The 18,425-nt window shown below is 51.2% G+C and carries 19 protein-coding genes; 10 read left to right on the forward strand and 9 right to left on the reverse strand.

Translation table 11 applies throughout. From position 1 onward, the window contains the following. Nucleotides 1-262 precede the first annotated feature (262 nt). The 3 genes from QWI17_RS11250 (at nt 263) to QWI17_RS11260 (ending at nt 3,559) form a co-directional block, all read left to right on the forward strand. The gene (locus tag QWI17_RS11250; RefSeq protein WP_302722603.1) at nt 263-988 is read left to right on the forward strand and encodes a response regulator transcription factor; all 726 of its coding nucleotides are present in this window, start codon (nt 263-265) and stop codon (nt 986-988) included. Then, a complete protein-coding gene (locus tag QWI17_RS11255) occupies nt 985-2,394 on the forward strand; it encodes an ATP-binding protein (RefSeq protein WP_302722604.1) in 1,410 nt (469 codons plus the stop codon). The genes QWI17_RS11250 and QWI17_RS11255 overlap by 4 nt, the downstream gene beginning before the upstream one ends. Nucleotides 2,395-2,620: 226 nt before the next feature. Next, nucleotides 2,621-3,559, forward strand: a complete 939-nt coding sequence (locus QWI17_RS11260) for a GGDEF domain-containing protein (RefSeq protein ID WP_302722605.1) — start codon at nt 2,621-2,623, stop codon at nt 3,557-3,559. Here the strand turns inward: QWI17_RS11260 and rluB are convergent. The 5 genes from rluB to QWI17_RS11285 form a co-directional block, all read right to left on the reverse strand. After that, a complete protein-coding gene (gene rluB / locus QWI17_RS11265; RefSeq protein ID WP_302722606.1) occupies nt 3,556-4,500 on the reverse strand; it encodes a 23S rRNA pseudouridine(2605) synthase RluB in 945 nt (314 codons plus the stop codon). The genes QWI17_RS11260 and rluB overlap by 4 nt on opposite strands. 14 nt (nt 4,501-4,514) lie before the next feature. Next, nucleotides 4,515-5,429 carry an SMC-Scp complex subunit ScpB gene (gene scpB, locus QWI17_RS11270; protein ID WP_302722607.1) on the reverse strand — a complete coding sequence of 305 codons (915 nt, stop codon included), beginning with the start codon at nt 5,427-5,429 and terminating at the stop codon, nt 4,515-4,517. A 1-nt stretch (nt 5,430) separates the two neighbouring features. Then, nucleotides 5,431-6,294, reverse strand: coding sequence for a segregation and condensation protein A (locus tag QWI17_RS11275; RefSeq protein ID WP_302722608.1), 864 nt, complete (start codon nt 6,292-6,294; stop codon nt 5,431-5,433). 94 nt (nt 6,295-6,388) lie between these two features. Continuing rightward, the gene (locus QWI17_RS11280; protein ID WP_302722609.1) at nt 6,389-7,015 is read right to left on the reverse strand and encodes an L-threonylcarbamoyladenylate synthase; all 627 of its coding nucleotides are present in this window, start codon (nt 7,013-7,015) and stop codon (nt 6,389-6,391) included. 165 nt (nt 7,016-7,180) lie between these two features. Continuing rightward, nucleotides 7,181-8,005, reverse strand: coding sequence for a PHP domain-containing protein (locus QWI17_RS11285; RefSeq protein ID WP_302722610.1), 825 nt, complete (start codon nt 8,003-8,005; stop codon nt 7,181-7,183). 90 nt (nt 8,006-8,095) lie between these two features. Between QWI17_RS11285 and QWI17_RS11290 the strand changes: the two genes are divergently transcribed. From QWI17_RS11290 to QWI17_RS11320, 7 genes are all read left to right on the forward strand, one after another. After that, nucleotides 8,096-8,863, forward strand: coding sequence for a VC0807 family protein (locus QWI17_RS11290; RefSeq protein ID WP_302722611.1), 768 nt, complete (start codon nt 8,096-8,098; stop codon nt 8,861-8,863). A 15-nt stretch (nt 8,864-8,878) separates the two neighbouring features. Further along, nucleotides 8,879-9,178, forward strand: a complete 300-nt coding sequence (locus tag QWI17_RS11295) for a YciI family protein (RefSeq protein WP_302722612.1) — start codon at nt 8,879-8,881, stop codon at nt 9,176-9,178. A 127-nt stretch (nt 9,179-9,305) separates the two neighbouring features. Continuing rightward, on the forward strand, nt 9,306-10,004 hold the full coding sequence (locus tag QWI17_RS11300) for a TIGR04211 family SH3 domain-containing protein (protein WP_302722613.1): 699 nt from the start codon (nt 9,306-9,308) through the stop codon (nt 10,002-10,004). A 16-nt stretch (nt 10,005-10,020) separates the two neighbouring features. Then, entirely contained in the window at nt 10,021-10,668 is a 648-nt protein-coding gene (locus QWI17_RS11305) for a peptidylprolyl isomerase (RefSeq protein WP_302722614.1), read from the forward strand. Further along, nucleotides 10,665-11,417, forward strand: coding sequence for a pyridoxine 5'-phosphate synthase (locus QWI17_RS11310; RefSeq protein ID WP_302722615.1), 753 nt, complete (start codon nt 10,665-10,667; stop codon nt 11,415-11,417). The genes QWI17_RS11305 and QWI17_RS11310 overlap by 4 nt, the downstream gene beginning before the upstream one ends. A 59-nt stretch (nt 11,418-11,476) precedes the next feature. Next, a complete protein-coding gene (locus QWI17_RS11315) occupies nt 11,477-11,893 on the forward strand; it encodes a CBS domain-containing protein (RefSeq protein ID WP_302722616.1) in 417 nt (138 codons plus the stop codon). 71 nt (nt 11,894-11,964) lie between these two features. Continuing rightward, the gene (locus QWI17_RS11320) at nt 11,965-12,744 is read left to right on the forward strand and encodes a TrmH family RNA methyltransferase (RefSeq protein WP_302722617.1); all 780 of its coding nucleotides are present in this window, start codon (nt 11,965-11,967) and stop codon (nt 12,742-12,744) included. Between the two features lie 69 nt (nt 12,745-12,813). On the opposite strand, the gene QWI17_RS11325 is transcribed toward QWI17_RS11320, so the two are convergent. The 4 genes from QWI17_RS11325 to QWI17_RS11340 form a co-directional block, all read right to left on the reverse strand. After that, a complete protein-coding gene (locus QWI17_RS11325; protein ID WP_302722792.1) occupies nt 12,814-14,070 on the reverse strand; it encodes an ammonium transporter in 1,257 nt (418 codons plus the stop codon). Nucleotides 14,071-14,426: 356 nt separating this feature from the next. After that, a complete protein-coding gene (locus QWI17_RS11330; RefSeq protein WP_302722618.1) occupies nt 14,427-16,430 on the reverse strand; it encodes a transglutaminase TgpA family protein in 2,004 nt (667 codons plus the stop codon). Next, entirely contained in the window at nt 16,427-17,389 is a 963-nt protein-coding gene (locus QWI17_RS11335; RefSeq protein WP_302722619.1) for a DUF58 domain-containing protein, read from the reverse strand. Before QWI17_RS11335 ends, QWI17_RS11330 begins: the two co-directional genes overlap by 4 nt. Before the next feature lie 40 nt (nt 17,390-17,429). Continuing rightward, the gene (locus QWI17_RS11340; RefSeq protein ID WP_302722620.1) at nt 17,430-18,278 is read right to left on the reverse strand and encodes a hypothetical protein; all 849 of its coding nucleotides are present in this window, start codon (nt 18,276-18,278) and stop codon (nt 17,430-17,432) included. Nucleotides 18,279-18,425: the final 147 nt, after the last annotated feature.

Raw genomic sequence — 18,425 nt, forward strand, 5'->3', positions numbered from 1 at the left:
ACACCCTCTGGTTACATAGGTCTTATCCATTACCCTCTGGCCTACGTATACTAAAACGAGGTACATTCGCCAAGTAGGAAAGCCAAGGGCAATAAAGTCTGGGCGGATTTTCCCAGCTGCAGCGGGCGAGCGCAAGAGCTCCCGTGCCGGTTAAGTTAGGTTAAGCGAGCTCGCAAGCCATGACAGAAGGCTATGACTGATGCAAACTTGCGCGGCACCGGGTCGACCTGCCGGGGGTTACACGTAAAAATAAGGGGTAAACATGGCCGATATTCTACTGATAGATGATGACAGGGAGTTGTCCGAGCTGCTGCAAGAGTACCTGACCGCAGAAGGTTTTAGCGTCAGTGCCGCCTATGATGGTGGCCAGGCGCTGGAAATGGCCATGGAAAATCAATATAAGGCCATGATTCTGGATGTCATGCTACCTCAGCACAGCGGCTTTGATGTCCTAAAACGACTTCGGCAAAGCCCAGAGCTCGGCCAGCAGCACACGCCTGTGATTATGCTGACAGCGAAGGGAGACACCATCGACAGGGTCATTGGTCTGGAAATAGGCGCCGACGACTACTTGCCCAAGCCCTGCGATCCGCGTGAACTGGTGGCTCGCTTGCGCGCTATATTGCGCCGCACCACTACAGCACAAACGGCGCAGCCTGAATCCGACACCCTGCAAGTGGATAGTCTGATACTGCAACTGGGCAGTCGTTCGGCCTTTTGGCAAAACGATCAACTCCCGCTCACCGGAACAGAATTCAGCGTTCTGGAGCTCCTGGTTCGCCAAGCCGGCCAAGTCATTAGCAAAGACGAACTCACCGAACAGGCGCTCGGCCGCAAGCTTACCCCTTACGATCGCAGCATCGACGTACATGTCAGCAATATTCGTAAGAAGCTGGCCGCCGCCGGTGCCAGCAAAGAGCAAATTATTAACGTGCGCGGTGCAGGTTATATGCTTACCCGCTCCAGCGAGGCGCCTGCCGCTCAATGACGCGTCTTTACCTTCGGGTATTTTTGACCTTCTGGTGTATAACGGCGGTCATCATCGTGACCACCAACGTCATTGTGCACTGGCGCGACATTAATCCCGACAACAATTTGCAACGCCTGCGCGATAATCGCGAGTCCGAACCTGCACAGCGCTTTCTCTACCAGATGGTGAGCTCGGCTATTAACCGCAACTCGGCACAGGTTTTGGCTGATATGCGCACCATGCCCGAATGGTCCATTCGATATTTTTACATTGTCGACTCCAGCAACCGTGATCTTCTGGGCAGACCCTTACCAGAGGGTGTACAAAAATTGGTCGCGAAAATTAACCCCAGCCATCCCTTCGATAAAATCATCATAGGAGAGGAAAAAACCTGGGGTCGCCACGTCACCCTAAACGACGGCAAAAGCGTAAAAGTGTTTACGCTTGCCTCAGCGGAGGGCGAGAAAAGTTCCGGGGATATTGTCTGGCAGCTGTTTATCAATAATATCTGGCCACTATTGCTGACATCTATTCTGGTCAGCGGCACCGCTTGCTTCTTTCTCGCCCGCCACTTGGCGCGCGGTCTATCGACCTTGCAAAGGGCCACACGCTCGATCGCCAAAGGCGACCTGAGTGTTCGCATAAGCCAGCGCTTTGACAAGCGCCGAGATGAAATTGCTTTTCTCGCCAACGATTTTGACCATATGGCGGAGCGCCTGGAAAAAGCCATGGCAGAACAAAAGCGTCTGATTAAAGACGTCTCACACGAGTTGCGCACGCCGCTGGCCAGATTGCAGGTTGCACTGGCTTTAGCGCAACAGCGCAGCCAGGGTGTTGTTGATCGCGAACTGGAAAGAATCAAACAGGCGGCCGACTACCTCAACGATGTGATCTCCGATATTCTAGCCATACCCGTACTCGACGATGGTGGCTGGACCCTGGATGACACCATGGACCTAACGGCTCTACTCAGCGCCCTGCACGAAGCGTTGCAGGCCGATGCTGAACAGCAGTCAGTGAACTTAACACTCCACAACGAACTGCATGAAGCCCTGGTGGCAACGCACGGGAATATGCTGGTTGGAGTATTCGACAACGTCTTGCGCAACGCGTTGCGCTATACACCCAATGGGGGTGACATCCATACCGAGCTATGCGACTGCGGCGATCACTATCAAATTGAAATTCACGATACCGGGCCGGGTGTAGCGGATGACCAGTTGGCGGACATTTTTCATCCATTCTATCGCACCGATCAGGCACGAGACCGGGAAAGCGGTGGATACGGGTTGGGACTGGCGATAGCCCAACGCACAGTAGCGCTGCATGGCGGCAAAATAGAGGCCCGAAACCTCCCCGACGCGGGCTTGTGTGTACGCATAAACTTACCTAAAAGTCATCCAACAGATGTCCAAAACGGCTAACGCCAAGCTTTTGACTGGCGGCAAAGACTTTCCTCATTTGCCGCTTACCTGAGTCAAGTTTTTGACCTGACGTGTTTGCAACTTCAAATTAAATATCGTAACCCACTGTTTTATATACACTTAATACAAACCTCGCACGATTGGCATGTAATTCGCTGAAGCACTCGTATGATTCGCCACTTACCGGAATTCAGTGGCTCACTCACCGACGAAGAGCGGAACAACTATGCCAGACTTATCGACAGGTATTGGCTCAGAAGCACTAGCCTCTGAACTGATGAGCGACCAGCTCGCCAATTCAGCCCTGCTTGAGGTGCGAACCCGATTGGCCCACGCGTTACAAATTAGCTTGGATGCGCAGGAGCTGCTGTCAGTGTTCTACAAGCACTCGCAACAACTCGTCAGCTATCAAGGTCTTACGTACGAGAGTTCCGAATTAGATAAGGTGGTCCGTATTGGGCAGCGTTCATTACACCGCTGCCATTACACCTTGAGCCTGCCCGATAGCGACTTAGGTGAAATTACTTTCTATCGTAAAAGCCGGTTTACTGAAAGCCAACAACTCATTTTAGAGACTCTGCTTGCGTCCCTGGCCTTCCCGTTAAACAACGCCAAAAAATATCAGCAAGCGATGAAAATGGCGCTGATTGACCCACTGACTAAAGTTGGGAACCGCAGCGCTCTGAGCGCAGCACTTGAACGTGAGCATCAACTGCTACAGCGCAACGGCAAAGCGTTTGCCCTGATTATGCTGGATATTGATCACTTCAAGGGAATCAATGATGAATACGGCCACAGCCGAGGCGACGAAGTACTAATACAAGTGGCAGCCACTGTCGAAGACGTTAGCCGTGGCACAGATATGACTTTTCGGTATGGTGGCGAAGAATTCGCTTTGCTACTGAGTGCTACCGGAGCTGCGGGAGGACTGATTACAGCAGAAAGATTGCGCCGGGCAGTGGAAAAACTGCATATTCGTGTTGCGGATAAAACAATTCAACCCACCATTAGCTTGGGTGTAAGCTCATGCGTAGATGCGCGAGAAGAACTTAATTTAGTCCTAGAACGTGCAGACCGGGCGCTATACGATGCCAAGCGCCAGGGCCGCAACAGAAGTTGCTGCGAGCCGGCGCAAATCTACCTGGACAATACCGCCAAAGTCTAAGCTTTTGGTTTAGGCTTGGGTTTACTACTGTGCGGGCGCTTTTTGTCTGGCCTGCGCCCCTTACCCGCTCGCAACCGCTTTTCCTGCCGTTCGCGCTGACGCTTCAAATCGGGGTCATCAGATTTAGAGCGCTTTTGCGGCTGTATATCGGCAGTCATACATAAATCGGCAATTTCCTTGCCGTTCAATTCTAACCACTGGCCAACGCGCACATGAGAGGGAATAAAAATATTTCCGTAACGCACTCGTTTTAATCGACTTACCCGCACGCCTTGTGACTCCCACAAGCGACGCACCTCCCGGTTACGGCCCTCCATCACCACGCAATAAAACCAACGGTTGCGCGATTCACCTGCCCCGTCGACAATATCGGTAAAACGTGCAACGCCATCATCCAAAAGCACACCATCAATCAGCCGACGCTTCATGCTGTCGTCGACGTCACCTTGAATACGAACTAGGTATTCACGGTCAATAACCGATGACGGATGCATTAGTTTGTTCGCCAAATCGCCATCGTTGGTGAACAGCAACAAGCCACTGGTATTGAAATCGAGCCTACCCACCGAAATCCAGCGCTCCCCTGACAATCTCGGCAAGGCGTCGTAAACCGTGCGACGACCTTGCGGGTCGTTGCGCGAGCATATTTCCCCTTCGGGCTTGTTATACAAAATCACACGCCGGCGACTGACCTCGGTTTTGGCCCTTACCGCTTTGCCTTGATAGGTCAGAACATCATCAGCACTGACCCGGTCGCCGAGGGATGCAGGTTTGCCATTGACCGTTACTTCGCCGGCAACAATGGCGCGCTCCATTTCACGTCGCGATCCCAAACCGGCTCGTGCCAGAACTTTTTGCAACTTTTCATCATTAACATTTTCGACAGTTTCAATAGGACTGTCGTCAGAGGTTGGGTCTATTTGTTTCGTTTTTTTAACCATAAATAGGCGTCTTTTTAAACGCTGCGCTCGTCGCTGTCGGTTTCAGCTTCGGCAACGGAGGTGAGCGCTTCGTCATCGCTGCTTACACTGTCACCGGATTCACTTGCAAAATCGCCATCAGTATCGGCCGAAGCCTCTTCGACCGCGGGTTGGTCACTCTCATCTACAGGCTCGAACACGTCATCGTCTGTAGCGTACATATCACTTTCGGGCGGATTTGCCCCATCGACCGCCGAGGCCGACTCCACGGTCTCGCGCGCATCCAGCTCGGCGTCGCCTTGATCACTTACCGTCGCTTCGGCCAGCTCCTGCGCTGCCGCAACAGCGTCATCACTTTGAGCTGCATCGGCAGCTTGGCCGGCATCTGTAGAATCACCCAGATCCAGTGCCGAATTAATTTCATCAATATCGCGAATCTCGCTCAGAGTAGGCAGCTGATCGAGACTTTTGAGATTGAAGTAGTCCAAAAACTGTCGAGTAGTCGCGTACAATGACGGGCGCCCGGGAACATCGCGCTGCCCTACCACTTTTACCCACTCGCGTTCGGTCAGCGTTTTAATAATATGGGAGCTCACGGCTACGCCGCGAATTTCTTCGATATCGCCACGGGTAATGGGTTGGCGATAAGCAATGAGAGACAGGGTTTCGAGCAGCGCCCGAGAGTATTTTTGCGGCTTTTCTTCCCACAAACGATTAACCCAGGGGGCGAGTTCCTCGCGCACCTGAAATCGCCAGCCAGTCGCCACTTCCTTAAGTTCAAAGCCGCGCGCTTCACACGCAATAGCGATTTCTGCCAAAGCCTGCTCGAACAGTGCCCTTTCTGGCACACCCTCTTCGTCGAACAAAGTTTCTAGCTTCTTGATAGACAGAGGCTCACCCGCTGCTAACAGCGCGCCCTCGATAATGATTTGTAGTTGCCGTAGTTCCATATTATTGCGTTTTCGCTTTAACGTGTATTGCACCGAATGATTCGCTCTGGACAATTTCCACCAGAGACTCTTTGATCAACTCCATGACAGCTAGAAAAGTAACAACCACACCAAGCCGGCCTTCCTGCACCGTAAATAAGCTGACAAAAGGCACAAAGTTCTTACCTGCGATACGATCAAGCACTTGTGCCATACGCTCACGTGTGGAAAGCCGCTCCATTTCTACATGGTGGCTTTCAAACATATCGGCGCGCCTCAGCACCTCCGATAGCGCCAGTAAAATTTCTTGCAACTCAACCTCTGGATCGGGTCGAGTTAAATTGCGGTCAGGCGCCTCAGCATGCGCCTGATGAACATCGCGACCAAGGCGCGGTATTTCATCGATATCCTCGGCGGCCTGTTTAAAGCGCTCGTACTCTTGCAACCGACGTATCAGGGACGCGCGCGGATCTTCGCCCTCCTCTTCCTCCTCTACCGAACGCGGCAGCAGCATTCGCGACTTAATTTCCGCTAACATGGCCGCCATCACCAGATACTCCGCGGCCAGCTCAAAGTGCGCCGCATCCATGAGCTCAACATACGCCATATATTGCGACGTGATTTGCGACACATCAATTTCTAAAATGTCGAGATTTTGCCGGCGAATTAAGTAAAGCAATAAATCCAAAGGCCCTTCGAAGGCCTCCAGGAACACCTCCAAGGCATCGGGCGGAATATACAAGTCTTTAGGCAGCTGGGTGTAAGCTTGCCCCTGGACTATCGCAAACGGCATTTCACCCTGCTCCGGGCCGGGCTCCGAAGCCACCCCTGCGGTAGGCTCCGCCGCTACATTGTCCACTTCTTGTGGCTCAGCAGTTTCATTCATAGTTGCCCCGGTTCCCAGGATAATATCGAATCGCCAGTCGAGTCTTTCGTGTTTGGGCGATTATAGAGAGGCAAAGGCGGCGCGCCTAGCCCTGTCAATCAGCCAGCAAAGCAGAAAAATCGCCCTTGCCTTCGCGAATAAGCTCTGGTGTGCCGTCGGTGAGCCCTACTACTGTGGTCGGCTCGAGACCGCAAAACCCACCATCTATAATCAACTCCACCTGATGCTCCAATGTATCGCGTATATCGTAGGGATCGGTTAGCGGGAACTCATCTCCGGGCAGCAACAAGGTACTGCTCATGAGAGGCTCGTTAAGCTCTTCCAGTAATGCGAGTGCTATTTTGTTGTCTGGCACCCGCAATCCAATGGTTTTACGCTTGGGGCGGCGCAGGCGCCGCGGCACTTCCGATGTACCCTCCAAAATAAAGGTATAGGGTCCGGGGGTATGGGTTTTAAGCAGGCGAAAAACTTGGTTATCGACCCTGGCGTAAGTCGCAATTTCCGATAAATCTCGACACATCAGCGTAAAATTGTGATTTTTGTCGAGCTTTCGCATCATACGTATACGATCGAGCGCCATTTTATCGCCAATGTGGCAGCCCAGGGCATAGGCCGAGTCCGTCGGATAAGCGATTATGCCGCCACTGCGAACAATATCAACGGCTTGTGAGATCAAGCGCGGCTGCGGGTTATCGGGGTGTACCTGAAAAAATTGAGCCACTTCACCATCCTTATCTCAGGCTGTAGGGCCTCTCGGCCGGAAACGAGTATTATAATTTTCAGGCGGGCGTTATACAAACAGGATTACACACAGATAGTGGCAAATATCGTAAATTAACTTATTTTCTTTCGCAATCAGAGCACAATGTGCACTTTCGGGGGGGACCTACAGCCAATTGCGCCAAACCGGCACAATACCAGCTGGCATGGGAGCAATTGCCCCCAGCTCCTGCCAAGGCTGCCCGGGCCTATGGAAATCGCTGCCCTGCGATGCCAACAACCCAAACTCCTGCGCTATATTCGTCAAATTTTGCGCGACACCCGCGACTTGATGACCGCTGATAATTTCCATCGCTTCGCCTCCACTTTCGGCGAAATCGGCCACTAAAGCCCTAAGTTTTGTTCTCGTTAAACCGTATTTGGCTGGATGAGCCAAAACCGCAACCCCTCCCGCAGCCTTAATGCTCGCGACGATCTCGCCGATTTGCGGCCATTGCAGCCGAATGTCGCCCATTTTGCCTGACCCCAAATACTTTTTAAACGCCCGGGCCGTGTCGATCACAAGCCCATCTTCAACCAACAATTGGGCAAAGTGTGGCCGCCCTGGCTCATCGCTGGCCAGTGCACAGGCTCGCTCGTAAGCATTTTTAACACCCAGCTTGTCTAACTTCTGAGCAATGATTTCATTGCGCTCACGCCGCGCACGAGCTTGCTGAGCGACGCGCTCACGCAATTGCACACCGCTAATATCCATATTAAGCCCGACAATGTGGACCCCGATTTTGCCCCAGCGGCTGGAAAATTCAATGCCATTGATAAATTGTATGGATAAAGCGTCGGCCTCAGCCTTAGCTTCGGCGATTCCCGCCAAGGTGTCGTGATCGGTCAGTGCCAACATCGACACGCCCTGCTCGCAAGCTCGCTGAACCAACGCCCTGGGCGAGAGAGCCCCATCTGAGCAGGTACTGTGCATATGTAAATCGACGGTCAACTAAAATCCTCGCTTCTGGCGTATAATTTTGTACTTTATAACGCTATCATGCCCAAGCCGCTAAGATGACCTGAGTAAAGTGAATACATCATGACCGATTCTGCCACCGATAAACAGTCAAAAGTCGCTTCAACAGGTGCTATAGACGAGCCCACTGCTACGACCACCAAAGAAAAGCCGCAAAAAGAGAGCTTGTTTCTCAACATTCTGCTCAATATCGTCATCCCGACATTGATTCTCACTAAGTTAAGCGGTGACGAGTACCTGGGTACTCGCAATGCACTGGTGGTCGCCCTGGCTTTTCCGTTAATTTACGGAATTAAAGACTTCATTTCCCGCCGTGAATTTAACGCATTTTCCATACTCGGCACGATCAGTATTTTGTTGACCGGCGGCATCAGCCTAATGGAGCTAGACCCCCAGTATATTGCTATAAAAGAAGCCGCTATCCCCGGGATTATCGGCCTTGCCACTCTGGTTTCAATGAAAACACGTTACCCGTTGGTGCGCACTTTTCTCTACAATGACAAGGTCCTTAAGACTGACTTGATTGGCGAGCGCCTAGCCCAGCGCGGCAACGGCCAAGCATTTGACCGGGCGCTCAACATGGCCTCCTATTTAGTCGCTTGCTCCTTTTTCCTCAGTTCATTTCTCAATTACGTGCTGGCAAAATGGCTGCTGCAAAGCCCACCGGGCACCGCAGAATTTAATGCCGAATTAGGAAAAATGACCGCGCTAAGCTTCCCCGTTATCGCTCTTCCCGCGACGATCATCATGGTGATCGCCCTGTTGTATTTGTTCCAGCGCATTCGCAAACTAACCGAGCTCGACTTCGAAGACGTTATTAACGCCCATTGAATCTAAGGATTTTCCATGCTTTATGCCATCGTAAGTGAAGATGTCAGCGATAGCCTTCCACTGCGCGCCAAAGCGCGCGCGGCTCATATTGCCCGTTTAAATGATCTGCGCGACAAAGGCCGTTTAATTTTGGCAGGCCCGCTGCCCGCAGTCGATGCTAATGATCCGGGAGACGCTGGATTTACCGGCTCTTTGATCGTAGCCGAATTCAATTCATTGGCTGATGCGCAAGCGTGGGCCGACGCAGATCCCTACGTCGACGCCGGTGTGTATCAACACGTAAGTGTTAAGCCGTTTAAAAAAGTATTACCTTAGAGCGCCGCCTCTATGTATAAGCATAGTCACAAGAGTAGCCACTTGGTTGTGATGGGGTTGACAGGTAAACATTGCTCTTTAGGCTACAATACAAGCGCTAAACACTGCTACAGATAAGGGTATTCACGTGATAAAGGCCAAGTTATCAACCATTGCTTCCACTGCCATTTGCCTAGGGGCGATCTTGTTCCATCATTGCACCTACGCCGAGCAACGCTACATCAGCGATGAGTTGCGCGTTCCACTGCGCAGCGGCATGGGAAACGAGTACCGTATTGTGCATCGTGGACTGGCCAGCGGCAGCCAATTAGAGCTTTTGCAAACAGACACAGACGACAGTGAAACCGAGTGGTCGCAAGTGCGCACCAATGGCGGATTGGAAGGATGGGTTCGCTCACAGTACCTTCTAGCCGAGCCAACCGCAGCCATTAAACTGGCCAAACTCGAGTCTAAAATGGCGCAACTCGATGGCGATCAAACTCAACTACTTGACACCAACGAAACCTTAGAGCAAGAAAACACCCTACTTCAAAGCCAGCTCGCAGAACTGAATACTCAATATAACAACATTCAGCGTGAATTTGATGCACTGCAGAAACTCTCTGCCAACGCTGTTGCTCTAAACGAACAAAATAAAAAGCTCAGCGAGAGTCATCAACTGCTGCAAACGCGGGCCGAAGTATTGAAAACAGAAAACCATCGGCTAATGACCAGTCAAACATATCAACAGTGGATCTACGGTGCCGGTATTCTCATTGCGGGCATTGCCCTTTCTTTCTTTTTACAGGCCTTTGGCCGTCGCAAACGTCGCTCTGAGTGGGGCTAATTGTAAGGACTTTTCTATGTACAACATTCGCTCTGTTTTACTTGCCGTATTCACATTAAGTTGCCTCGCCCTGCCCTGCCACGCCGAGCAAACCGAACAAGCGGCTGAAACCGACAAATCCGAACACTATGTCACGGTACAGACCGATTTAGGGCCCATGCTGATAGAGCTTTACCCGCAACAGGCTCCTATTTCCGTTGCGAATTTTCTCGCCTATGTAGACAGTGGTTTTTACGAAGGGACCATCTTTCATCGCGTAATACCGGGATTTGTGGTTCAGGGCGGCGGTTTGACGTTTGACTTCAATCGTAAAGAGACACTCGATCCCATTAAAAATGAATCAGATAACGGTTTAAAAAACACCTATCTCACATTATCAATGGCGCGCCTAAATCGGCCTGACACTGCGACCAGTCAGTTTTTCATTAATTTAAAACACAACGAATCGCTCGACGGCTCAGAAAACAAGCCCGGCTATGCGGTGTTTGGTAAAGTCATTGCGGGGGAGAATGTTGTTCGCGCTATTGTCAGTGAACCGCGCGGCATTTTTCGTGCCTATCCAGATGCCCCCAATGCAGCCGTTCGAATTCTCAAAACCGAACGCGGCAACCACTATAAGCAAGCACAACCTACATCGAAATTGAAGGATATGATCGCCCAGTGAGCACCGCACTCAGTGTAAACTTGAATAAGATAGCCCTTATTCGCAACTCGCGAGAGGGCAATTTTCCGAACGTCTACGAGTTCGGTGAGCTTTGTCTTGCCGCTGGAGCAGCTGGCCTTACCGTTCACCCACGTCCAGACCAACGTCATATTCGACCCATTGATGTGCGCAAATTGGCGCAGTTATGCCGCGTCAACTCAGGTATTGAGTTCAACATAGAAGGCAACCCTTTCGCCCCTGCGCAAGGCGACTATCCAGGGCTTCTAGCATTAGTGGCGGAAACGCGACCGGACCAGTGCACTTTGGTGCCTGATAGCCACGACCAACTTACGTCCGATCATGGCTTTGACTTACACACCACCGCAAAATTGCTAGAACCTGTTATTCAACAGTTAAAGGCGCTTGATGTTCGCATCAGCTTGTTTATGGATCCGAACCCAGAGCAAATTAGAATGGCCCGCGATTGCGGCGCCGACCGTATCGAACTCTATACCGGACCCTACGCTCAACACTACGGAACGGATACCGGTCGGGCACTGTTGCAACAATATGACCAGGCAGCCCGAGTGGCGCGAGAATGTGGCTTAGGTATTAACGCCGGTCACGACCTGAACCTGAGTAACCTACCCGACTTTCTGACTATTACCGGTATTGAGGAAGTGTCTATCGGCCACGCCCTAACCGTGGACGCTTTAAAGATGGGCATGAGCGCTGCGGTAAAATCCTATCTCCAAATCTGCCAGCAATAAGCATTGCGGTAAGCTACAATTTTAGAAAAGCGATATCCGATACCCCAAAGGAGGCGTCTATGCATTCGATTCTCGTACGGGACTATATGCAATCCGATCCTGTTGCCTTTGATCGCAACACTAATTTATTGCAGGCAGTGCACAAATTGCTCGCGGCTAAAATGACTGGGGCTCCGGTCATTGACGAAAGCCGCACCGTCATTGGGTTTGTGTCTGAGCAAGATTGCATTAAGGAGATTCTACAGGGCGCATTCTACTGTGAAGACCCACCGGCCGTGGCAAGTGTTATGTCGAGCCAGGTACTTAGCTTTAAGCCCGATCATTCAGTGGTTGAGGTGGCGCAGCAAATGATCACACAAAAGCCCAAAATTTACCCCGTTATTAGCGAAGGTAAATTGGTTGGAGTCATCAGCCGCAGCGACGTTCTCGCCGCTCTGCTCGACAATGACGAAGATTGTTATCTGCGCGCAAAATAAAGTATGCTCGCACCCCTGCCGGCCTGTGCAGAACCAAAACCGCAGGCTTCTGTACTATTAGGGGTAATACCATGAACCAAGGTGACAGCGATCACTACCTTGCCCGCAAACGTTTTTTTAGCCGTATGCTCACCGTGTATGGCCGCAAGCCTGTGCTCGAAGCGCTTGAAAACAAAGACATACAGGTCCACCGCTTGCACTTGGCCAGCAGTAATAAACCCGGGGATTTGGTTCGTAAAATTAGCGAATTAGCAACGAGTAAGGGTGCTGAAATATTGCACCACGATAAACAGGCACTATCGCGAATATCCCGCAATGCCAAGCAGGATCAGGGAGTCGCAGCCGATTTGCTGTGCCCGGGCTTCCAAACACTCGATCAACTGGTTGAGCAGATCAAAAGTAATGCCCTTAACAGAGACTTTCGAATTCTTGCGCTCGACGGTATTACCAACCCTCAGAATCTAGGTATGATTATTCGATCGGCTTGCGCCGGCAATATTGATGCGATATTACTGCCCAGCAAAGGCTGCGCTCAAATCGATCCTCTGACAATCAAGGCCAGTGTTGGCACTGTGTTTCGAGCACCTATTGTTCGGCTGGATGGGCAGTTGGCTGATGCCCTGCGCGCATTAAAAGACTCGAAATGCGCGATAATCGGCCTTTCCTCACGCGCACAGAACACGCTGAACGAGTGCCCAAGCGGCAATAATGTATTTGTCCTCGGCAATGAAACTCACGGCGTGAGCGATACCACACAAGCCACTTGCAGCGACTGGGTTAAAATCCCCATGAACAATGGCGTAGAGTCCCTAAACGTAGCAGTGACTGCGGCACTTATCGCCTTTCACTAGCCTTGTTCATTCTGCATGCCTAAAAAAGCCCACCACTGTGGGCGGGCATTCAAATACCAGGGCTGAGCGCTACAACTTGTAGCCCTCCTCCTCATGCATAGTAATATCCAAACCAATCTGCTCTTCTTCTTTTGTAACCCGCAAACCCGAAGTAAGTACACCGGTTATCTTTAATAAGATCCACGTCACGACGGCTGTGTATGTGAAGGTGATAACCACCCCAAGAAACTGAACCCATACTTGCTCACCCATGCCATTGACCGCATCGGAGAATCCGTAACCGCTGAACACTCCTAGATGCGGTGACGCGAACACGCCAGCCAACAAAGTGCCCAGTATGCCGCCGACACCGTGCACCGGAAACACGTCCAATGAGTCATCAATTTTCCACACGCGCTTAACGACCTGAGTCATAAAGAAGCAAATAACACCGGCGAGAAGGCCAATCACCAAAGCACCACCAGGGCCAACGAACCCGCTGGCTGGCGTAATGGTACCTAACCCTGCCACCATACCCGTCACAATACCCAGAACACTGGGTTTACGGAATTTGATCCACTCTATGGTCATCCAGGCTAAAGAGCCCGCCGCAGCGGAAATGTGCGTGACCAGCATCGCCATGGCAGCATCGCCATTGGCAGCCAAGGCACTGCCACCGTTAAAACCAAACCAGCCAACCCAGAGCATGCCCGCACCGGTAATGGTCATGGTCATGTTATGCGGAGGCATGGCTGTCGTTGCGAACCCGCTGCGCTGGCCAATGACCAGCGCAGCCACCAGGGCACCGACACCGGCAGTTATGTGAACGACGGTGCCTCCTGCGAAATCAAGTAGCCCCCACTGGCCGAGAAATCCGCCCCCCCAAACCCAATGGCATACAGGTACGTAGACCGCAAGCAGCCAGAAGGCAGAGAATATTAACATCGAGGAAAACTTCATACGTTCAGCAAACGCGCCAACAATCAATGCAGGTGTAATCACCGCAAAAGTCATCTGAAACAAAGCAAATAATGGCTCAGGTATATCACCTGCCAAGGTGTCCCGTCCCATGCCGGCAAACAGTACATTACTAAAATCACCAATGTACGCGTTACCCTCACCAAAACTTAAAGAATATCCAACAATGAGCCAAAGCAGCGACGCGATACAGGCAATCGCAAAACACTGCATAAGCACCGAAAGAATGTTTTTCGAGCGCACCAAACCGCCGTAAAACAGCGACAAACCAGGCAGCGTCATGAACAAGACCAATGCCGTAGCCGTAAGTATCCAAGCCGTATTGGCGCCATCCAGCCCACTCGCATTTACCACCGGGGCCAAAACCATCAAACTGGTGGTTAGCAGTCCGAAATTCAATTTTTTATTCATAGAAATTTACTACTCTCTCGTCGTCTTTCAGTGGCATTCGTATTTATGCTCGGGCGCATTATTATTAAAAAACCACCCCACGCATGCACCGCATTGGCACACCTAAATGTAAGAACGTGTCATACACTTCACTTTCGCACTCTATCGGAGCGCGACAAATTATATGCACAATATATGCCCACTAACTATATGCATATATATCAGCAACTTAGCACTGCCATGGTTGATTTTTGTGCAGGCGAGAGCACCATTACGGTGCCAACATTGAAGGGGTGATTATTTTTGGTGCAGAAAACGGCTCCACGCACCAGTATTTACCTAAAGGGCGATAACAACCTTCTTGCTTTGATTTTATGTACCAGAAGCCGCAGCCTGGGGATAGAAATTGGTTGATTTTGGTAGACATGGCGTTCGAACAAATCGCTCGCCTCCAGAACAAGCGCACCTAGTTCATGATTGTCACGCGAGACCCTAAGGGCGAAATCTCGGGCGCCCTCGCCAACGTGTCGCTGATACCCCAAAGCAGATAAGTAACGGCACATACGCAGGTAAAGTCGGTGTATTAAAGGTTGCCGGTTCCTGCTCTTGCGCCAAACACCGGGAAGCATAAGGACCGCTATAATCAGAGCAAAGATACCACTTACCCACACGACTATACGCCACGGAGCCGAGTCACCAAATATACGCTGCATAAAGGCTTTTTGTTGTTCGCCATCATAGTTCATAACCCAAATGTGCCAGCGATAATTAAACGCGTCCAACCGATCCCGCAAATTCGCCAAAACATAGAAGCGGCGACTCCATGCATCCCCTAACAATTGGGAGCCTGCATTGCCAAGCGAAAACTCAACGCCGCGATCAATACGCTCTGGCGCTACGGCAAACGTAGGATCGACTCTGACCCAACCTTTTGCTTCTAGCCATACCTCAGCCCACGCATGGGCATCCAACTGACGAACTGTTAAATAACCTTGGACGGGATTAACCTTCCCCCCCTGATAGCCGACTACCACACGTGCCGGAATGCCCGCCGCGCGCATGAAAAATACAAAGCTACCGGCAAAATGTTCGCAAAAGCCCGCCCGGGTGTCAGTTAAAAACTCATCGATGCTGTGCTTTCCTAACACGGAAGGCTGAAGGGTGTAGTGAAAGCGATTCTCAATGAAAGTCAAAAAGCGCTGGATCAATGCTTCCGGGCTACCCGCTTCGGCCATCCAGCTTTTGGCAAGCTGACGGGTATATGGGTTAAAGTTGCGAGGTAACTGCAGGGAACTTCTTTGCAGATAATCGCTTATCCCTTCAGCCTGCACGGTGTAAGATGGATATGAACTCACTGTATATTGCTGGCGCTGCGAGACCAGGTTCTTTTGATAGAGCGTCATTCCACGACTCATCCAAACATCACGAGAAAACTCAGTTGGCGCGGCAAGTGCGTAGAGCCAATTCTCATCCGTAGGCTCCAGCAATATTTCATAATCATAGCGTTTATCAGAAACTTCTATTTGCGACTGCCAGTCTCGCCAGCGAACGTACCCGCGCGCTTTAACATCTTGGGGATTACTCTGAGTCCAGGTCCGCCCGTCAAAATGATCCAACACTAATGCCCGCCAGTATAGCTGCCGGGGCTCGGGAATTTCATCTTCAAAAGTTGCGCGGAACGCCACGTCTGAAGATTCCATTAACGACGAGAAATCCCCGGGCGACATACTACTGCTGACGCCGGTAGTACCGGCGGCATTGTTAAGAGGTACCGTCCACAACGACCCCACGCGCGGTACGACAAAAAACAGTACCAACATAAATGGAGTTGCTTGCATGAGCATTATTGTTATTGTTCTTAGCGATCGCAGAGCAACCGTGGCATTGCCGCCACCCGCGTGATTGACCATCACAGTGACACTAACCAACAGCACGCATACCAGCGCATAAAAGGCCCCGATGATCCCCGAGGTATAGAGTAGCTGGGTGCCTATTACAAAATAACCGAGATAACTTAACAGACATGCGTCGCTGCGGGTGCGCAGCTCAGTCAGCTTTAGGACAAATCCGGCAACCAGAAGCGAGACCATAGCGTCCATCGCAAAACTGCGAAAGGTAGCTGCCAACCCTGCCGTAACGGCAACAGCAACTAATACCTTGAGCCAGCGCCCAGGGTAATACCAGAGCCCCCGGCTTAGCTGAAACCGCCATACGATAAGCGCAAATGCGAGAATGGTTAACCAGATGGGTAGCTGCAACACCAATGGCGCTACAATGAATAATTGAGACAGCAACAGCCAACGCAAGGCTTTGACCGAAAGACTAAAGGAGACCTTCACTTGGCGGACTCCGGTTGGTAGAGCGCGAGCGCTTTAAGCACTTGGTGTAAATGAGCCTCGCCTGCGGCCACGGAAATTGTCTGTCCCGGTAACTTTAATCCAAAATCTCGTCCTGACTGATGCCACTCCAGGGCAAGATAGCAAAGGCCAGACAGGCGCTGCTCAACACCGCCTGTTAGATTTTCATAGTCCAGCCAAAAGCTAGCGCGCTCTGCACCGCCATACTGCTTGAGGTGTAAACCCGCCCCACGCGCGTACAGTTTCCATGCCACTTGCGATAAGGGCGCACCGGGCTGATAGTCGACAAAGCCCATGAAATCGTCATCGGCTTGAATACGGGCACCTTCTTCACTCTCGCCACCACGCCCCAGATGGTCCACAAACGTTGGAGGTGTCGGTTGCGGATAAATAAGTATATTGGTATCCAGATAAACCCACGACCAAACCCGCACCAACCCCAGTGGATAATAGCTCTTCACTATTATTCTGCCCGGCTGCAGCCACCCTCTCCTTTCTGGAAGCACCTGCAGAGCAATTGTTGCGGCAGCACCTTGCGGGACATCAGCTTGAGCGAGGCCATCCGGTGCCATACCCAACCACAGATCATGCGCCGCCATATTTTCCGCAGTCGATAGCTCTATAGGCACATTGACCATCTGGCAGCAAAACCCGGGCGACGGTGCGTTTACACTTAAAGTTAAGCCAGATAAATTGCGAAAAGCATGAATAATCGATACAAAAAAAAGCCCCATCAGCAGAAAGCTGGCGGCCAGAATAAGGTTGTTTTGATAATTAGTGCCCAGCAACCACAACAAAAAAATCGCCACCGTGAAGCCTAGTGACGATTTACTGGGAATAACGTAAATGGATCGATGCCGTAATGTCACCTGGCGCGAGCGCGGCACCCGCTTCTCGGTCCAGCGCCAAAACACAGCTTCAATACGGTTGCTCAATCGCACGGTGGCCTATCCAATAACTTATTGAGCACAGCCTATCATATTACGCGGCACAAAAATAAACTTGCAACGGCTCTCCTTCAATCGAATATCCGATACACAAGCTATCTCCCGATACAGACGGCCTCGAGCCTGCATCATCAATTTCTTCCAACCAACTGTGATTAATTTCCTCGGCCAGTTGTCTTAGCAAACGACCAAAAAAATCTTCAGGTGATACCCCGGCTGCATACACAGGTTGCCCTTGTAGGTGGCCGGCCAGCTCAAAGTCTTGCATGACCTGCTGCCGCTGCTTCAAGGTTTGAACAAAAGAGGGAGCCGGCGCCACGCCAACCACTGAACTGACAGTGTCGCTCACCATCCGCCAAGTCCATTCCGGAAAGGTAAGTGGATGCTTAGTCAACACATAACTTGGCTGCGAGAATAGACCATACTCTCGTTGTAGCTGGCGTTCCAATAAGTAGGTAAATCCGTCGACATGAGGCGCCAATGGGCTCTGTGAAACGCGCCTGTTACATTCGCGCTGGTTGCGTAAATTCCAATAGTGGTAATCTGCCAATAGGTGCTGCAATTGAGCATCGGTCAACACCCCAAGGTTTATCAGGGCCTGTCCTAATGTGACATGATCCAGCTGCTGACGCGCCAACAATTGGCTGACCTGCGCGCCTGTCAACCAACCCAGTGATTCAGCCAACTCGCCAAACAGAGCATCGGTTTCGCGTTGTCGTAAATTTATTTGCGCGCTTTGCGCAGCACTGAGCAGCCCCTCATCGACGGCCAGCTGCCCGAAAGATCTATTGCTCGAGCTTTGCAAAGCTAAAGCTTGAAGTAATTGCTCCCGATCGATAATGCCTTTGATCTGCAAATACTGTCCAAAAAATGTCGCCGCCATGAAGAGGCCTCACCAAAGATCTCTTGGCACATTAGCTAGAAGTGCGATTTCATGCGCCTACCTTTAACCTATAGCTCTAAATATCGGAAATGTCGAGAAAACCACCGAATCAAGCAGGAATAATAGGGATAATCCTAAAATACAGGT

The sequence above is a fragment of the Gilvimarinus gilvus genome, assembly GCF_030518155.1.
Taxonomy (GTDB): domain Bacteria; phylum Pseudomonadota; class Gammaproteobacteria; order Pseudomonadales; family Cellvibrionaceae; genus Gilvimarinus; species Gilvimarinus gilvus.

Bases quoted from the DNA above. Each gene is read 5' to 3' on its own strand.
- QWI17_RS11250 (WP_302722603.1), top strand. From the start codon at position 263: ATGGCCGATATTCTACTGATAGATGATGACAGGGAGTTGTCCGAGCTG.
- QWI17_RS11305 (WP_302722614.1), top strand. From the start codon at position 10,021: ATGTACAACATTCGCTCTGTTTTACTTGCCGTATTCACATTAAGTTGC.
- QWI17_RS11260 (WP_302722605.1), top strand. From the start codon at position 2,621: ATGCCAGACTTATCGACAGGTATTGGCTCAGAAGCACTAGCCTCTGAA.
- QWI17_RS11255 (WP_302722604.1), top strand. From the start codon at position 985: ATGACGCGTCTTTACCTTCGGGTATTTTTGACCTTCTGGTGTATAACG.
- QWI17_RS11325 (WP_302722792.1), bottom strand. From the start codon at position 14,070: ATGGTTTTGGCCCCGGTGGTAAATGCGAGTGGGCTGGATGGCGCCAAT.
- QWI17_RS11315 (WP_302722616.1), top strand. From the start codon at position 11,477: ATGCATTCGATTCTCGTACGGGACTATATGCAATCCGATCCTGTTGCC.
- QWI17_RS11295 (WP_302722612.1), top strand. From the start codon at position 8,879: ATGCTTTATGCCATCGTAAGTGAAGATGTCAGCGATAGCCTTCCACTG.
- QWI17_RS11290 (WP_302722611.1), top strand. From the start codon at position 8,096: ATGACCGATTCTGCCACCGATAAACAGTCAAAAGTCGCTTCAACAGGT.
- QWI17_RS11275 (WP_302722608.1), bottom strand. From the start codon at position 6,294: ATGAATGAAACTGCTGAGCCACAAGAAGTGGACAATGTAGCGGCGGAG.
- QWI17_RS11320 (WP_302722617.1), top strand. From the start codon at position 11,965: ATGAACCAAGGTGACAGCGATCACTACCTTGCCCGCAAACGTTTTTTT.
- rluB (WP_302722606.1), bottom strand. From the start codon at position 4,500: ATGGTTAAAAAAACGAAACAAATAGACCCAACCTCTGACGACAGTCCT.
- QWI17_RS11340 (WP_302722620.1), bottom strand. From the start codon at position 18,278: ATGGCGGCGACATTTTTTGGACAGTATTTGCAGATCAAAGGCATTATC.
- scpB (WP_302722607.1), bottom strand. From the start codon at position 5,429: ATGGAACTACGGCAACTACAAATCATTATCGAGGGCGCGCTGTTAGCA.